Origin of the sequence: Flagellimonas ulvae (genome assembly GCF_049333175.1) — a bacterium.
In the GTDB taxonomy this organism is placed as follows: domain Bacteria; phylum Bacteroidota; class Bacteroidia; order Flavobacteriales; family Flavobacteriaceae; genus Flagellimonas.
The window spans coordinates 3,643,747-3,660,157 of sequence record NZ_CP186325.1 but is presented as its reverse complement, the minus strand read 5'-3'; the positions used below and the strand labels follow the sequence as shown (position 1 = coordinate 3,660,157).

The following is a 16,411-nucleotide window of genomic DNA, read 5'->3' as shown; positions in this document are numbered from 1 at the left end:
ATCTTATCGAATTATTTGAATCCATCCTTTTTGCGGTTCAGTTCCATTACCCAAATCCAAAACATAGAAGTAAGTACCTTTTGGTAAATTTCCGTTACTCCCGGTTCCATCCCATGAACCATCGTACCCATTTGCTTCAAATACGCTATTGCCATATCGGTCGAATACTTCCAATCTATTATTTGAAAACTCGTTGTTGGGGTCAACAAATCTCAGCGTATCATTTATTCCATCGCCATTGGGAGAGAATATATTACACAAGGTACCGGGTTCCGAACACGGACTTTGGGTTACATTTATAGTAGCTGTCGCTGTGTTATTAGCAGCGTTATTATCAATGGGGAAGGATGAATCGATGGTAACCGTATTGGATAATTGTCCGATTGCTAGTACCCTAACCGTAATTTCCAAAGTCACTGCTTCCTCATCACCAGAAAGCTCTGGAACGGTCCACAGGCCAGAGGAATTATCAAAACTTCCAACTGAAGCTATATCTGATACATATTCGAATCCAGCATTTAGCTGAATTGGGTCATTGGCCACAATATTCAAAATCCTATCTGACATTATATTTTCAAGAGTAATTCTAAATGTAACTTCTGTACCCAATAAAGGCGTTAAATTTCCACCCACCACTTCTTTGGTAATGGCCAAATCAATAGGCATTGGATTACAGGAAGGAATCAAGAACGGGTCACATGCATCCAATGGGTCTGTGGCCACTTCAGGTACAGCCGTTGTGCTGGGGTCATCCCTCACCAATACCTCTTCACCGTCCGTTAATCCATCCCCATCTGTATCTGGATTGTTCGGGTTAGTTTCAAGACTCAGCTCCTCAGAATCCCTAAGTCCATCCCCATCACTATCCACAATACAAGCACTTACAGAAATGGTCACTTGAACGGAGGTATCAACACAAGGTGGTATGGCATTGTTTGTAGTGTACTCAAATATGTAATCTCCACCAGGTTGTCCTTCAAAATCCGTACTATTTCCAGTACCAATAACCACAGTACCACCGGTTGGTTGTGATATCAAGGCCCAAACCCCCGGTTCAGCACCTGTTAGCGTATCATCTAAATCAATTACCGTAGGACCTCCATTACCTGCAACATTACAAGCAGAGGTATTCTCTGGAGTTCCGGGAGAAGGATTATCGTTGATGGTAGCTACCACTTCCGTTCTTGGTGAGGCACAGTCATTCAAGGTTGCTTCCACAAAGAAAGAGGTAGTTGTTGTAAGGCTTGGGGTTTCAAAAGAAGGCCCTGTGCCCAAAATTGCACCGCCAGTTGCATTTGCATACCAAGCTAATGTGCCATCATCGGAAGTAGCATTCAATGTGACAGTACCAACACCGCAGCGGGAACCAGGCGTTGTCGTCAGCACAGATGGTGTAATCGTTCTACTCAAGGTAACCGTTAAAATCGGACTTGCACATAAATTGACTTCATCATAGAAAAAACCAAAATAGGATGATGCTGCTAAGACATTACCATCAAAAAAAGCAGCTGTATTGGTTATATCAGAATCCAAACTCCATGTAAGCACAGTCCCTGGTGGAGCCGTATTGGTAACGTAGTCATTTAGATCGGCGATTACTACATCACAAAATTCCAAGGGTTGGGATGGGTCCAAACTAGGAGCAGTGCTTCCTGCGTTGCATGGACCTGCGAAGTCATCGTTAACAATTGTCCCAGTTCCAGTGTCGTTATTTATAGTGGCATTAACGGAAGGAGCACTAAGAACAACCGTAAAATCTTCGTTTCCTTCTATATCTGCATCCCCGTTGACTGTAACTGTCACCGTAGTGTTAGGGTTGCCGTTTGTTATTGTTCCAGGACTGTTTACTATCGCGGTGTAGTCTGTACCGGCTTGCGCTGACCCATCATTGGTATTCACCGTAAAGTCAATATCACCTAGTGCATTACCTCCGCCATCTACGCTGACTATAAAATCAAAAGCAGTAGTCCCTGCATTACCTTCTGATAAGGTGACATCGCTTATACTAATTGCTGCAATATCGTCACTTTCAATGGTCACTGTCGCGGAGTTGTCTGGCGCAGCACCCACTGTATAGCCTGTGCCTGCGTCAAGGGTCACGATTACTGTCTCATCGGGCTCTACATTACTATCATCAACTGGGGTAAGCGTTATCGTAGCATCCTGCTGGCCGTTGGCAATGTCCACACTGCCTGATAGTGCATCAAAGTCGCTGCCCGAGATCGCCGTACCACCTACGTTGTAATTCACGGTTATCGCACTGCCCGCGTTGTTCACCGCATCCAAACTTACTGTGTACTGGCCCGTATCTATACCTGCTTCCACAGCAGTATTATCATTAGCTGTTATGGTGGCAACGAAAACGTCATCATTTTCAATGGTAACCGTCGCCGAGTCGTCGGGAGCGGCACCGACCGTGTAGCCCGTGCCCGCGTCAAGGGTCACGACCACGGTCTCGTTGCCCTCAATGTCACCGTCGTCGATTGGGGTAAGGATTATCGTGGCCGACTGCTGCCCGTTGACAATATCAATACTGCCCGACAGCACAACAAAATCACTTCCAGAGGTAGCCGTACCGCTTACCGTATAATCCACCGTGATTGTACCGCCAGTATTAACCGTATTGAGGCTCACCGTATACTGCCCGTTGGTAGGGCCCACCTCGGTAGCCGTGTCGACATTGGCCAATATCGTGGCAATCGGATCGTCATCTTCGATAAATACATCGGCTCTATCCTCAGTCACCAATCCTGATATAGGAAAAAGAGTAGCATTACTTGAATTATCTATTCTAACCCTAACTGTTTCTTGCCCTTCTATATTGGTGTCATCTATGGGTGTTAGGGTAATTGTTCCTGTTTGCGAATTGTTAGGTATGGAGATTGATAAGGGTAGCGCAACGAAATCCAAACCAGAAGTAGCCGTAGAAGCACCTCCAATAGCGTAAACAATTGTTATCGCTGAACCTGTTCCGTTAACCGCCCCTAAATCGATAGTGTATTCACCTGTGTCAAGCCCGCTTTCCGAAGCGCTATTATCAGTCGCAGAAATTGTGATTAGTCCTATATCATCATTATTAATGATAACAACTGCAGTATCTGATATGTCAACTGCCACAGCTGTACCCGTAAGGTTATCCATTGCGATAGTCACGGTTTCATCCAATTCAACAACTGTATCGCTAGAAGGATCTAAATCGAAAGTTTCGGTCTCACCTATTGTTCCATCAAAATCAATAGTAAGGCTACTCACCTGCGCATAATCACCATCCGAGAGTGTTGCAGAACCATCAATAGTAGAAACCTCCAAGGAAAAACCTCCCGGCACCGCAGCATCCAAAGTCAACGTTACTTGAATTGCGCCTCCGTCTTCATCGCCATTCGTATTGTCAATGGTTACAGTTTGCCCAAACCCATTTATCCAAATAAAAAGAAAAAAAGGAAGTGCAAAAAGTAGCTTTCGATCACAATTAGAACGATTTGAATTTGAGGTTTTATTTAGCATAAATGAGACCTAGTCCTTATATTTTTAACAGGGCCAGCATAAGTAATTATTAAAAATTTGGGAGGGAATCAATATTACTAAAAAAAGGAAGATTGACCCAACTTTGTAGTTTAAATCTACGTTTCTGGGATAAACTACTTTTATCCTAAGAATCCTAGAGAATCATACCGATGCGGAAGCAGTTTCCATTCCGGAATCAATTTTTCTCACCAAACCTTGCAAAACCTTGCCTGGTCCTACCTCAACAAAAGATGTAGCACCATCTTTTACCATGTTTTGTACACTTTGGGTCCATTTTACCGGAGCTGTCAATTGTGCTATGAGGTTGGCCTTGATTTCCTCTGGGTCATTCACTGCCGATGTAGTCACATTCTGATAGATTGGACATTTAGGAACATTGAATGCTGTGGCTTCAATAGCAGCCGCTAGTTCCTCCCGAGCTGGTTCCATAAGCGGAGAATGAAAAGCTCCCCCAACGGGTAACAATAAGGCCCTACGTGCCCCTGCTTCCTTAAAACTTTCGCAGGCTGTATTTACTGCGTTCACCTCCCCTGAAATAACCAATTGTCCAGGGCAGTTATAATTTGCAGCCACAACGATTCCGGTCGTTTCCTTGCATATTTTTTCCACAACATCATCATCCAATCCCAATACGGCAGCCATGGTACTTGGTTGCAACTCACATGCTTTTTGCATGGCCATTGCTCTTTGGGAAACCAATTTCAGGGCATCTTCAAAATTTAAGGTATTGTTGGCCACCAGTGCAGAAAATTCACCCAAAGAATGTCCTGCAACCATATCTGGCGTAAAGGCATCTCCTAAAACTTTGCTCAATATTACGGAGTGAAGAAATATGGCGGGTTGTGTTACTTTGGTCTGCTTAAGCTCTTCAACCGTGCCTTCGAACATGATGTCTGTAATCGAAAACCCTAAAATATCATTTGCTTGCTCAAAAAATTCTTGTGCCAAAGGATGGTTTTCGTATAAATCCAAGCCCATTCCTACAAATTGAGCCCCTTGTCCGGGAAAAACATATGCCTTCATTCGTGTTTATTTAGTTGGTTGCAAAAGTAGGGATATTTTAGCTCGATTATTCTTTAAACCACCCTGCATATTTTACGTAAGCATCAGCAATTCTATCAATCTCACCTGAAATCAGTTCCTGACTAACATCCTTTATTTTCTTTGCAGGAATTCCCGCATAAATGCTCCCTGCCTCAACATGTGTCCCCATGGTTACTACTGCTCCTGCTGCAATTATGGAATTGCTTTCAACTACACAATCATCCATAATAATACTACCCATTCCTATCAAAACATTATCCTTAACCGTACAACCATGCACTATAGCATTGTGACCAATGGAAACATTGTTTCCGATATCAGTGGGCGATTTTTTATAGGTACAATGAATCACAGCTCCATCCTGAACATTCACTTTATTACCCATTTTAATGTAATGTACATCACCTCTCAACACGGCGCTGTACCAAATACTGCATTCATCTCCCATGGAAACATCGCCTACAATCACCGCGTTTTCCGCGATGAAACAATCTTCACCCATTTTTGGGGTTTTTCCCCTAACTGATTTTATAATCATAGTCTTTATTGAAAATAAGCCAATAATGTAGATTTTTTTGAAGCTGAAACCGAAAGTTCTTTACCATTGGACAAAACTACACTGCCTCCTTTGCCCTTTCTGTATCGTACCACTTCCCCAACATTCACCAAGTACGATTTATGAATACGTGCAAAAAAGTACTCAGATAACGCATCTTCAAAATATTTTAAGGTTTTGCTCACCAATATTTTTTTGTTCTCCAAGTAGATCTCCGTGTAATTATCATCGGCTTTGCAAAAGAAAATCTCGGCAACATCCAGTACCTGAAAACCATCTTGCTGAGGCACCGTAATCTTACCTTCGGCTTTGCTGGATTTTGCTTTTAGTACCTGACCTTCCAATGCATTTTCCTTTTGTTTGATATCCACAACGTAATCAACTGCTTTAACCAACTCATCAATATTTATGGGTTTCATCAAATAATATGCAGCATGGTTGTTCAGGGCATCCATCGCATATTGATTGTAAGCGGTAACGAAAACGGTCTCAAAAGTGCGATTAGGAACCTTATCCAATAAATCAAATGCATTGCCAAATGGCATTTCAACGTCTAAAAAAACCAAATCAGGACTGTGCGTCTTAATTAGTTCCAGACCCTCTGTTATATTGGAAGCTTCTCCCAAAACCTGCACTTTTGGACAATATTTCACCAAATAATTCTTAAGGATTTCCCTACTGGTGGCTTCGTCTTCCACTATTATAGTGCGTAGTTCGGTCATCTTTTCTTCAATTTTAGGGTAACTTTTGTGCCTGAACTATCTTGTTTTAAATCACTCACTTCCACCTCAATTTGGTTACCATGCATTCCATTCAATATATCCAAGCGCCTTTTGATGTTACCCATTCCTTTGGACTTCTGTTTTTTCTGATGTTGCGTTTTGAGTTTTGCCGACTTTTTCCTTCCTATTCCATCGTCAGAGATTTCAATTTTCAAAGTATCAATATCCACGGAATCCATACGAATATGAAGCATACCCTTTTCTTCCTTATACCGAAGTCCATGCCATATCGCATTTTCGATATAGGGCTGTAATAACATTGGGGGTATTTTAAAAGCTTCTATATCTATGGATGGGTCAATATCAATTTTATAATCAAACTTATCCTCAAATCTGGAATGTTCCAACTTCACATACAGTTCAAGCAATTCCAGTTCTTTGGACAAGGAAATAAAATCTTCTTCCGAGTTTTCCAGCACGCTACGCATTAAAACCGAAAACTCACTTAAAAAACGATTGGCACTTCGCTCATCACTCTTCGCGATAAAATTGTTCACGGAATTCAATGCATTGAAAATAAAATGCGGATTCATTTGTGTACGAAGTGACTTCAAAGCCAAAAGGTTATTGGCCAGTTTCTGCTGTTTGTTGCTTCGGTAAAAGAAAAAAGCCGTGGAAGCCAATAATAGGATTCCCATAAGAAGCGTGTAAATAATCCATTTTTGACGCTTACTGTTTTCCTCAAACAACTGTTGTTCAGTTAAAGCAAGATCATATTTGCTTTGGGACAATTGCCGTTCTTGTTCCAGGCTTGATATTCTATTTTGACTTGTGGCTATCTCTCTATTAAAACGAGCTGCTCTAGATATTTCCTGTTCCTTACGGATATACAAACTATCTACCACAGCCACGTAATTTTGATAGGATTCCAAGGCTTTGGTAAAGTCACCCTTATATCGATATACTTCAGATAGTTTCCGAGTAGCATCCTTTTTTACGACCAAATCGTTTTCCGTATCGGCTTCAACAATACTTTTTTGCAAATAGGGTATGGCCTCATCCAACTTGTTTTGAGCGATGTATGCATTGCCAATCTTATAATTGATGCGTTGAGCAGTAATTGAATCCCTACCACCCTCTGAAACAAGTCCTTTGTTGGCTTCCTTGGGCAACTGTTCCAACTCGTCCAAGCTTTGTTTTCTTAGTTGAATCTCCTCGTCAAATCTATTTTTATCGTTATAAAAATCGGCGACCTTTTCATTCTCCTTGACCACCCTTTCTGGCGCCGAGCTTCTAGATAGGTTCAATGAATTGGTATAAAATCCTTCCGCTTCCAGAACCTTGTCCTGATTCGCAAAACTGTCTCCTATTTTTGAGTTCAGGTCGATTATTTTTGATGACAGTTGATTCTTTTCAGCAATCTTCAGGCCTTCTCGGTAAAAGTCTTCTGCTTTTGCAAAATCCGACAGTCCATTGAACGCATCCCCTAAAGTTTCGAAGAGTTCCACGCGCTGGCTTGCAGTTAGGTTCTTAGTTTTAATCAAAGGGGTCAATTCAGCTTCAACTTTTCCAAAGTCTTTATTATCCAAATACGCCTTTGCCAATAGTAAAGTAGTTTTTGAAGTTTTTTTTGCCGAAAGGGCATCTTTAAAGTTAGCAATGGCCAGGTCATATTGCAGGTGATAGGAATAGATTTCCCCTAAAGCAGTAAGTGATTCAGAAAGTTCATTTTTATTGCCTCTTTTTCCTAAATCCCCTATGGACTTTGCTATGAAATCAATACTTTTTTCTAAGTCTGCTGTCTTATAATGCAACGCGGAATCCAGATACCTCTTATGATTCAAAGCACCTCTGGAAGCTTTTCTTTTATAAACCGAGCTTTCCCTTGCTTCGGCATACCCCTCAACCAAAACATCAACATCCTCGCCGGAAGTGATACGGTGTTCAACAGTTTCAAACTCGGGACTTTGGAAAATAATTATATCTCCAATGGCCGCTCTGATTCTAAATTCACCCAAGGCATTAGTGAGTGTGTATTCCCCTTTATCCGTAGATACTTCAACTCCACTTATTGCAGCATAGTTTTCTCTTCCCTTTACCGAACCCTCTATGACAATGGTAGCCCTGTTGGAATCAACCTGACCCCATCCCGAAGTACATGCCAACAGTACCATTAATACTATGTAAACTTTCTGTTTCATTCTAAGAGAATACCCTGTAAACTTAGTTCATATTGCTGGGTTTAAAAAATGACAAGAGGTGTCAAACCCGTGGGTATACACTAAAATTTCAGGCCTTACGAAGCAAGAAAACCCATTCACTCACCGAAAGAGCCGATTCCCTCATTACTGATTTTTAGACCAAAAAGATGGAAATACTTTTAACACATCATAATTCAATCAAAAGCATGAAAAAAGCAACACAAAAACGATTTTGGAAGTTTATGACAATCCTAGCAATAGGTTTCTTGAGCGTATTTATTTTCCGGGTCATTTATAATCACACCAATCCCTCAGAACATACACCAATAGGTAACCCAATGATTTTACTGGAAAAGTCCTTTGCATTGGAAGATAGAAGGAATTACGCATCAATTAAATACCAAGGACCTGACCAATCTTCCTCGAACCTCGATCAGAAATATGAGAAGATTGCCAACATTGATGCCATTTCCAATCAGTTTGATAGAGATGAAGCACAGGTTAGGGATGAAATAAAAAAACTCAAGGGATTGATTCAGTTTGAAAACAAGAACGGCAATGAAGGCCATAGACGTTTGGAAGTTGTTATTGGTGTTCCCCCTGAGAGTTTTGATGGTCTGTTCCAAAATCTAGTCAAGATTGGGAATGTTCAATCCAAAGAGATTACCAAGAAGGACAAAACAAATGAATACAGGGAGTTAAATGCGAAAAAACTATCCCTTGAAAAAACCAGGGCGTCTCTTATCGACCTAAAATCAAAAGGTGGAAAAATCAATGAATTCATGCTTTTGGAAAATCGAATCTTGGACATTGAGCAACAATTACAGGAATTAGGTGTCAGTTTGGGAAGTTTTGATGCTGAAAATGAATTCTGCACCATAAACTTCACCCTAACCGAGAGAGCGATTATTCAAATAGGGTTCATCGATCATATGATGAATGCCTTGGAATGGACCGTGATATTTTATATGAAACTACTGGCCCTAGGGGTTTTAATGTCCCTATTCGGGTATTTAGCCTTGAATATTATAGAAAAAATAAAAACAAATAATTAATAAATCATCGAATTATGAAACGAATAAAATATGTATTGGGAATAGCACTATTTGCATTCACTTTTGGGGATGTGTATAGCTGTAACATCAAATCAGAAAAACCAAAAAGAATTGCGCTCACCACAAAATACGTGGACGAAAAACCATCCAAACAATATGTGAAATTAGCTTTGCTGTTGGATACCAGTAATAGCATGGACGGACTTATTAATCAGGCAAAGTCACAACTTTGGGACATTGTAAATGAGTTCACCTATGCCCGTTGTGGAAATGAGGTGCGACCTGAACTTAAGATAGCACTTTACGAATACGGAAATGATAATCTCTCTTCGCGCGAAGGATATATTAGACAGGTTTTGGGCTTTAGCAGTGATTTGGATGAAATCTCGGAAAAACTATTTTCCCTTACTACTAATGGTGGTGAGGAGTATTGTGGAGAAGTTATTCATACTTCTTTGAAGCAATTGGATTGGGGAAAGAATGCGGACGATTTAAAAATGATTTTTATAGCCGGAAACGAACCATTTACGCAAGGAAAGCTAAATTATAAGGATGCAGCTCTAAATGCCAAAGAGAAGGACGTTATTGTAAATACCATATTCTGTGGAAATTACGAGCAAGGCATCTCTACAAAATGGAAAAATGGAGCTACAATAACAAGTGGAGAGTACATGGCCATTGATCATAATCGGCAGGTGGTTCATATTGATACACCGTACGATGATGTAATCATTAAATTGAATACTCAGTTGAACAATACGTATATCTCATATGGTTCTTTGGGAGCTGCAAAAGAAGCATCCCAAGCTACTCAAGACTCTGAAGCATATAAGGTAAACAAAGGTGTTGCTGTAAAGCGCTCTGTGAGTAAAAGTTCTAGACTTTATAAAAATTCAAAATGGGATTTAGTGGATGCCGTGGAAGAGGCCGAGGTCGAATTGGATGAAATCAAAGAAGAAGATTTGCCAAAGGAACTCCGCGGAAAATCAGAAAAGGAAATGAAGGAATATATTGAAAACAAAAAGGAAGAACGCAAGCGCATCCAGAAGGAAATACAGGATTTGAATGTTAAGCGGGAAGCCTACATTGCCAAAAACCAAAAACAGGAAAAGGGAGAATTGGAAAATGCGTTATTGAACGCAATCAAGAATCAAGCAGCTAAGAAGGATTATACGTGGGATTGATTGAATGGTTTTAGCTGCTGAGAGAATGGTCCGTTGGTAACAACGGGCCATTTTAATTATTGGCAGCGGGGCAATAACAATCGTATCGTTTTTCCTGGTCGTTCTGACCAAAATCGTAACCCAAAGTAATTTGATGGAAACCTCCGTTGTCAAATCGGATATCCCCAGATTGATAAGAGTAGTTGTAAGAAACTAGGAAATTCTTGTAGTTCACCCCAACTATTGGTGTAAAAAGCTGCAAACGTTGCTCTCCAAAACTACCATCTTGCTGAAACTGTGCTCCATCAAAACTTCTGCGGTAAGAAAGTCCGCCCCAAATGGTACCGAACTGAACATCGCGATAGACCTTTGCATTGAAATCCACAGTGGCTTCCTCAGTAAACTCGGTCAATTGTAAAAGTACCGAAGGTTCAATCCGAGTTTTTCTTCCAAAAACATAGCCCGCAGAAATCAAGTACCTTCTTAGGTTGTCCACCCTAGGCACTACAAGATTGTCCGGGTCGTCTGCCCTACCTATACGATATATTTCCCTAGCCGAAGCCAAAACATTCAATACGGTAAAATGTGAATAAAATTCACGGTAATTATAAGAAACACCTAGGTCAAAATTGAAGTAAGAACTTGTAATTTTTGAACCAGCAATAGCGGGGTCAAAAGCAACAGATCTAAACTCTGTCTCATCTACACTGCTAAGCAATGCTGTAGCGCTCAATCCAAAAGAAAGTTGGTTTAAGGTTCTGAAATCACCTGCCAACTGTAGATGGTGTGCATAAGTGAATTTGAAGCCCGTTTGAGAATGAAAACCATTGGCATCGTTGAATACGATACCACCTATACCGCTTTTTTCACCTATCCTGGAATTGATGTTCAACGTTTGAAGATTTGGCGCATCTTCCACATCAAACCACTGCTTCCTTGCCGTGAGACGAATTTTGGTACCTTCACTAATACCGGCCATGGAAGGATAAACCAAATAGTAGTTATCAGCGAGATAATCAAAATAAACGGGAATACCTTCTTGAGCTTTTGATGTAAAGACACAACAGAAGAGGACGAAGGTTGATAGTATTAAACAGCGTCTCATGAACGGATTGGGGCTATGGTTGATGTATATAGGCAATCAAACATTTCTATAACGGTATATGTGATACATTATTATGCAGCTTGCCCTTCATCTTTTACTTTGGTATTTTTGTATAAATTCTCAGCTATGAAAGAATACAATATAACAGTTATACAAACCAACAACCCCAAAATACTAAAGTTTGAGGCAAATCACTTCCTGGTAAAGGGCAATTATGAGTTCAAAAACATAGATGATACCCAAGAATCACCCTTGGCTCAGCAATTATTCTACCTTCCATTTATAAAAACCGTTTATGTTTCAGGGAATTTTGTTGCCTTGGAGCGTTTTGACATTGTGGAATGGGAAGACGTTAAGGATGAAGTGGCCCAACAACTGGTTGAATACTTGAATGCTGGACAGGTTGTGGTGAATGAGGAAACCACCAACAAAAAAGAAGCTATTACCGTATATGCAGAAGTGACTCCCAATCCAGCTGTAATGAAGTTTGTGGCCAACAAAAAAATTGTTCCTACCATCTACGAATTCAAGAATATTGATGAGGCCAAAGACTCTAAATTGGCTCAAGAGTTATTCCACTTTCCTTTTGTAAAAGAGGTGTTTTTTGACCAAAACTACGTTTCAGTCTCCAAATACGATATGGCAGAATGGGAAGATGTAACCTTGGAACTACGTGAGTTTATAAGAAACTTCCTTGCAGATGGAAAAGAAGTGGTATCCGAAAAAGCCATGGAGGTCACCAAAAATGCATCCAATACCGCAGCATTGGATACGGATTACGATGACACTTCTCTTCAAATTATTGATATTTTGGAAGAATATGTAAAACCGGCCGTAGCGAGCGATGGAGGCAATATTCTTTTTCAATCCTATGAAGAGGACAGTAAAACTGTCAATGTAATACTGCAAGGTGCCTGTAGTGGTTGCCCGTCTTCTACCTTTACGCTAAAAAATGGTATTGAGACCATGTTAAAAAATATGATGGGCGACAAGGTGAATGAAGTAGTAGCCATAAATGGGTAATTACTCGTGTTTTGGGTGAGCTCAACTGCTCAATTTTTGCTAACTTCAATAAATTTTAAAAACATTGACCATGGCAGTTTTAAAAGTAATTGAAGTATTGGCAAATTCAGATGAAAGCTGGGAACAAGCAGCTAAAAATGCACTGGAACAAGCCTCAAAATCCGTAAACAATATACGCTCAGTGTATATTAATGAACAAAGTGCCTCCGTAAAGGATGGAAAAATTGATGATTATCGGGTAAACGTCAAGATTACCTTTGAAGTAAAATAGTTTCAAGGGGATGCCAATACACTAAAGCGCCTTATTGGCGCTTTTTTTACTCTCAATTAAGAAATATTGATGAATTCAAGATTCATATTTACTCAATTTCTGTTTTTTATTCTACTTGGCTGCACCCAAAAACCAAAAGAAGTGACCCACAAATACACGAACGACCTTATTCACGAAACAAGTCCCTATTTATTGCAACATGCTAATAATCCTGTGAATTGGGAAGCATGGAAACCTGAGGTTTTAGAGCGTGCCCAAAAAGAGGACAAATTATTGATTATTAGTATTGGGTATGCCGCATGTCACTGGTGCCATGTAATGGAACATGAATGTTTTGAAAATGAAGAAGTGGCCCAAATCATGAATGACAAATTCATCAACATAAAGATTGACCGTGAAGAAAGACCCGATGTTGACCAAATCTATATGGACGCCATCCAATTAATGTCCGGGCAAGGGGGATGGCCCCTGAACATTGTGGCGCTTCCCAATGGCAAGCCTTTCTGGGGTGCCACCTATGTTCCCAAAGAGAACTGGATAAAATCATTACAACAACTTTCAGACCTATTTAAGAATGAGCGTCCTAGAGTAGAGGAATACGCAAATAGCCTCTCTCAAGGAATAACTGCCATCAACTTGGTTGAAACTCAAGAAAATACATCACTTTACAGTTTAGAGCAATTGGATACTTCGGTCAAAAAATGGTCCCAATCTTTTGACACCTATTTAGGTGGCTACAAAAGAGCTCCAAAATTCATGATGCCCAATAATTGGGAGTTTTTGTTGCATTATGCGAGCTCCATAGAGCCTGAATTGATGGAATATGTGGACACTACCCTAACCCGAATGGCGTATGGGGGGATCTTTGACCATGTTGGGGGAGGATTTTCAAGATACGCTGTGGACACCAAATGGCATGTTCCCCACTTTGAAAAAATGCTCTATGACAATGGGCAATTGGTCAGTCTGTATTCGAAAGCCTACGCCAGTACTCAAAATAACTTGTACAAGGAAGTGGTGGAGAAAACCATCGATTTTGTACTGGAGGAACTTAAAGATGAAAACGGAGGGTTTTATTCTTCTTTGGATGCTGATAGCTTGGACGAAAATGGACATTTGGAAGAAGGAGCTTATTACGTTTGGAATGAAGAAGAACTTAAAAGCATCTTGGGCGATGACTTTTCGTTATTCAAGGAATATTACAATATCAATTCATACGGTCATTGGGAAGAAGGAAACTATGTGTTGATTCGTGATAAATCAGATACTGAAATAGCTGAGGCGAAAGACATTAGTGTTGCCGAACTTAATGATAAGATGAATCATGCGCTTTCTCTTCTAAAAGAAGAGCGCTCCAAACGTGAAAAACCAAGGTTGGATGACAAAATCCTTACTTCCTGGAATGGATTGATGTTAAATGGACTAGTAGATGCCTACCGATATCTTGGAAATGAGCAGTATTTAAATTTGGCCTTGGAAAATGCCAAGTTCATTGAAGAAAATATGATGAAGCAGGATTATTCCTTGTTCCGGAATCATAAAAACGGAAAAAGTAATATCAACGCTTTTTTGGAAGATTATGCTACCGTAATTGAGGCCTTTCTAAATCTATACCAAGTAACTTTTGAAGATAAATGGTTGGACCATGCCAAAAATCTCCTTGATTATTCTCAAAAGCATTTTTTGGATGAAAGTTCCAAAATGTTCTATTTCACTTCGGATGAAGACCAATCCCTTATACGAAGAAGTATTGAGACCAATGACAACGTTATTTCAGCCTCAAATTCAATAATGGCCAAAAACCTTTTGAAGTTTCACAAGCTTTTCCCAGATGAAGGATATGGTGATTTGGCCCAAGAAATGTTGCAAAATGTTCAATCTGATTTTGAAAGGAGTGCACAAGGATATGCCAATTGGCTTCATTTGATACTCTATGAACAGCAAAATTTTCACGAAATAGCGATTGTGGGGGAAGACTACAAAAAGGTGGGTATGGAAATAGCAAAAAAATACCTACCCAACAGTATTTTGGTAGGATCAAAAAAAGAAGGGAAATTGGATTTGTTGCAAAACCGCTACAACGAAGGGCAGACTCTTATCTACGTATGTATTGAAGGAGCCTGTAAGCTGCCTGTCAATTCATCCAAAGCGGTATTTGAACAACTTAAAAATTAATAAAACAAACCCCTACGAATTATTGGGCCAAGTGTTTAATTTTGTTTCACAATACATAGTCAGGTTATGGAAGAATTAAAAAATCTTGAGAAGCATCTAGAAAACGCCATTGAATGGTTTTGGGATATTATTCCCAATCTCATCCTGGCCATTATTATTTTAGTTGTTGGTTGGTGGATGGTTAGGTTCATTAACAAGATGGTTGGTAAATTTTTTGATAAAAAAGACTACGAACCTACATTGGAAAGCTTTATCCAGAGTTTTATAAATGTTTCCCTAAAGGTGCTTTTGTTTGTAGTTGTAGTTACCCAATTGGGAGTAAAGTCCTCATCCTTAGTGGCAATGATAGGAGCTGCTGGACTTGCCATTGGATTAGCCCTGCAAGGGTCGTTGGCTAATTTTGCTGGAGGTGTACTTATATTAATATTCAAGCCTTTTAAGGTTGGGGATTGGATTTCTGCCCAAGGGCTGGATGGTAGTGTTAAGCAAATTACCATTTTCAGTACCAAACTCAATACTTTTGGAAATCAGATTGCCATTATTCCAAATGGTCAGCTATCCAATGGGAGTATTGTTAATTATGACGGTGAAGCTAATCGAAGGGAGAACTACAAGGTTGGAATAAGTTATGACTCCAATATAAAAACTGCCAAAGACATATTATTGGCCATTTGTGAAGAAGATGAACGCATCCTTAAAGACCCTGCCCCGGAAGTGTATGTGGACAGCCTCGGAGATAGTTCCGTAAATCTTACTCTCCGCTTTTGGGCACCCAACAATGTCTTTTGGCCCGCCCGTTTTAATGTAATAGAGCAATCCAAGTTAAGATTTGATGAAGCAGGAATTGAAATTCCATTCCCACAACGTGTGGTTCACGAAGCTGCTACGGATTAGGTTTTCTTGCCCTGCAAGACAAAGTCTTTAAGATAATAGGGCTCGAAATAAGCTACATCTTCAAATAGCTTTTGTTCAAATTTTTGATGTGCAATAACGGCCATTTCATTAGCTGAAGGCATAAGGGAATCATCAAACACAAAATTGGAGTAGTTAAAAGTTTCACTGCACTTGGTCGCACCACTTCCAACTACATAGATTTTTTGATGTTCTGAGAACTCTTCAAAAGAAGATGCATCAATGATTTCTGCCTTTGTTTTGCGAATTTCTTTGTTGGCTTCATCATAAACCGCAGAATACACTTCCATACGGCGGGCATCCAGAACCGGAATCACAACCTCATTCTTTTCCAATTTGACCTGCCGTGCCATGCTTTGTAATGTGGGAACTGAAATCAGTGGTATATCCAAAGAAAAGCATAGTCCCTTAGCTGCAGAAACCCCAATTCGTAAACCAGTATAGGACCCTGGACCTTTGCTAACGGATACAGCATCCAAGTCTGAAAAAGAAAGGGAAGCTTCTTCCAAAACTTCCTTAATAAAAACATGCAGTTGTTCCGAGTGGGAATATTCAACTGCATTGTTTTCTTTTAATAAAATGGTCTTACCGTCTTCCGATATACTAACCGAACAATTGGTAGTAGCGGTTTCTAAATTCAATATTCTGGCCATAGGGCC

The 16,411-nt window shown here is 40.1% G+C and carries 13 protein-coding genes; 6 read left to right on the top strand and 7 right to left on the bottom strand.

The window, feature by feature from the left end; translation table 11 throughout:
- Positions 1–3 precede the first annotated feature (3 nt).
- From ACOKFD_RS17070 to ACOKFD_RS17050, 5 genes are all read right to left on the bottom strand, one after another.
- A complete protein-coding gene (locus ACOKFD_RS17070; RefSeq protein WP_422859015.1) occupies positions 4–3,504 on the bottom strand; it encodes a Calx-beta domain-containing protein in 3,501 nt (1,166 codons plus the stop codon).
- 162 nt (positions 3,505–3,666) lie between these two features.
- Complete coding sequence (gene fabD, locus ACOKFD_RS17065) at positions 3,667–4,548, bottom strand: ACP S-malonyltransferase (RefSeq protein WP_422859014.1); 882 nt, start codon at positions 4,546–4,548, stop codon at positions 3,667–3,669.
- Positions 4,549–4,594: 46 nt separating this feature from the next.
- Complete coding sequence (locus ACOKFD_RS17060) at positions 4,595–5,107, bottom strand: gamma carbonic anhydrase family protein (protein ID WP_298994312.1); 513 nt, start codon at positions 5,105–5,107, stop codon at positions 4,595–4,597.
- Between the two features lie 5 nt (positions 5,108–5,112).
- Positions 5,113–5,847: a LytR/AlgR family response regulator transcription factor gene (locus tag ACOKFD_RS17055; protein ID WP_422859013.1), complete on the bottom strand. Its 735-nt coding sequence runs from the start codon at positions 5,845–5,847 to the stop codon at positions 5,113–5,115.
- Positions 5,844–8,048 (bottom strand): tetratricopeptide repeat-containing sensor histidine kinase, encoded by a 2,205-nt coding sequence (locus ACOKFD_RS17050; protein ID WP_422859012.1) that lies wholly within the window; start codon positions 8,046–8,048, stop codon positions 5,844–5,846. Before ACOKFD_RS17050 ends, ACOKFD_RS17055 begins: the two co-directional genes overlap by 4 nt.
- Positions 8,049–8,254: 206 nt before the next feature.
- Between ACOKFD_RS17050 and ACOKFD_RS17045 the strand changes: the two genes are divergently transcribed.
- Both ACOKFD_RS17045 and ACOKFD_RS17040 read left to right on the top strand, forming a co-directional pair.
- Positions 8,255–9,103: a DUF4349 domain-containing protein gene (locus ACOKFD_RS17045; RefSeq protein WP_422859011.1), complete on the top strand. Its 849-nt coding sequence runs from the start codon at positions 8,255–8,257 to the stop codon at positions 9,101–9,103.
- A gap of 14 nt (positions 9,104–9,117) precedes the next feature.
- A complete protein-coding gene (locus tag ACOKFD_RS17040) occupies positions 9,118–10,287 on the top strand; it encodes a VWA domain-containing protein (protein ID WP_422859010.1) in 1,170 nt (389 codons plus the stop codon).
- 52 nt (positions 10,288–10,339) lie between these two features.
- Here ACOKFD_RS17040 and ACOKFD_RS17035 read toward each other — a convergent pair whose 3' ends face one another.
- Positions 10,340–11,371: a PorP/SprF family type IX secretion system membrane protein gene (locus ACOKFD_RS17035; protein WP_298994325.1), complete on the bottom strand. Its 1,032-nt coding sequence runs from the start codon at positions 11,369–11,371 to the stop codon at positions 10,340–10,342.
- Between the two features lie 126 nt (positions 11,372–11,497).
- On the opposite strand from ACOKFD_RS17035, the gene ACOKFD_RS17030 reads away from it, so the two are divergent.
- The 4 genes from ACOKFD_RS17030 (at position 11,498) to ACOKFD_RS17015 (ending at position 15,734) form a co-directional block, all read left to right on the top strand.
- Positions 11,498–12,394: a NifU family protein gene (locus ACOKFD_RS17030; RefSeq protein ID WP_422859009.1), complete on the top strand. Its 897-nt coding sequence runs from the start codon at positions 11,498–11,500 to the stop codon at positions 12,392–12,394.
- Between the two features lie 70 nt (positions 12,395–12,464).
- Positions 12,465–12,665, top strand: coding sequence for a dodecin family protein (locus ACOKFD_RS17025; protein WP_298994330.1), 201 nt, complete (start codon positions 12,465–12,467; stop codon positions 12,663–12,665).
- Between the two features lie 69 nt (positions 12,666–12,734).
- Positions 12,735–14,840 carry a thioredoxin domain-containing protein gene (locus ACOKFD_RS17020; RefSeq protein WP_422859008.1) on the top strand — a complete coding sequence of 702 codons (2,106 nt, stop codon included), beginning with the start codon at positions 12,735–12,737 and terminating at the stop codon, positions 14,838–14,840.
- 66 nt (positions 14,841–14,906) lie between these two features.
- A complete protein-coding gene (locus ACOKFD_RS17015) occupies positions 14,907–15,734 on the top strand; it encodes a mechanosensitive ion channel family protein (RefSeq protein ID WP_422859007.1) in 828 nt (275 codons plus the stop codon).
- Here the strand turns inward: ACOKFD_RS17015 and tsaB are convergent.
- Positions 15,731–16,405 carry a tRNA (adenosine(37)-N6)-threonylcarbamoyltransferase complex dimerization subunit type 1 TsaB gene (gene tsaB, locus ACOKFD_RS17010; protein ID WP_422859006.1) on the bottom strand — a complete coding sequence of 225 codons (675 nt, stop codon included), beginning with the start codon at positions 16,403–16,405 and terminating at the stop codon, positions 15,731–15,733. The two genes, ACOKFD_RS17015 and tsaB, sit on opposite strands and share 4 nt — an antisense overlap.
- Positions 16,406–16,411: the final 6 nt, after the last annotated feature.

Bases quoted from the DNA above. Each gene is read 5' to 3' on its own strand.
- ACOKFD_RS17070 (WP_422859015.1), bottom strand. From the start codon at position 3,504: ATGCTAAATAAAACCTCAAATTCAAATCGTTCTAATTGTGATCGAAAG.
- fabD (WP_422859014.1), bottom strand. From the start codon at position 4,548: ATGAAGGCATATGTTTTTCCCGGACAAGGGGCTCAATTTGTAGGAATG.
- ACOKFD_RS17060 (WP_298994312.1), bottom strand. From the start codon at position 5,107: ATGATTATAAAATCAGTTAGGGGAAAAACCCCAAAAATGGGTGAAGAT.
- ACOKFD_RS17055 (WP_422859013.1), bottom strand. From the start codon at position 5,847: ATGACCGAACTACGCACTATAATAGTGGAAGACGAAGCCACCAGTAGG.
- ACOKFD_RS17050 (WP_422859012.1), bottom strand. From the start codon at position 8,048: ATGAAACAGAAAGTTTACATAGTATTAATGGTACTGTTGGCATGTACT.
- ACOKFD_RS17045 (WP_422859011.1), top strand. From the start codon at position 8,255: ATGAAAAAAGCAACACAAAAACGATTTTGGAAGTTTATGACAATCCTA.
- ACOKFD_RS17040 (WP_422859010.1), top strand. From the start codon at position 9,118: ATGAAACGAATAAAATATGTATTGGGAATAGCACTATTTGCATTCACT.
- ACOKFD_RS17035 (WP_298994325.1), bottom strand. From the start codon at position 11,371: ATGAGACGCTGTTTAATACTATCAACCTTCGTCCTCTTCTGTTGTGTC.
- ACOKFD_RS17030 (WP_422859009.1), top strand. From the start codon at position 11,498: ATGAAAGAATACAATATAACAGTTATACAAACCAACAACCCCAAAATA.
- ACOKFD_RS17025 (WP_298994330.1), top strand. From the start codon at position 12,465: ATGGCAGTTTTAAAAGTAATTGAAGTATTGGCAAATTCAGATGAAAGC.
- ACOKFD_RS17020 (WP_422859008.1), top strand. From the start codon at position 12,735: ATGAATTCAAGATTCATATTTACTCAATTTCTGTTTTTTATTCTACTT.
- ACOKFD_RS17015 (WP_422859007.1), top strand. From the start codon at position 14,907: ATGGAAGAATTAAAAAATCTTGAGAAGCATCTAGAAAACGCCATTGAA.
- tsaB (WP_422859006.1), bottom strand. From the start codon at position 16,405: ATGGCCAGAATATTGAATTTAGAAACCGCTACTACCAATTGTTCGGTT.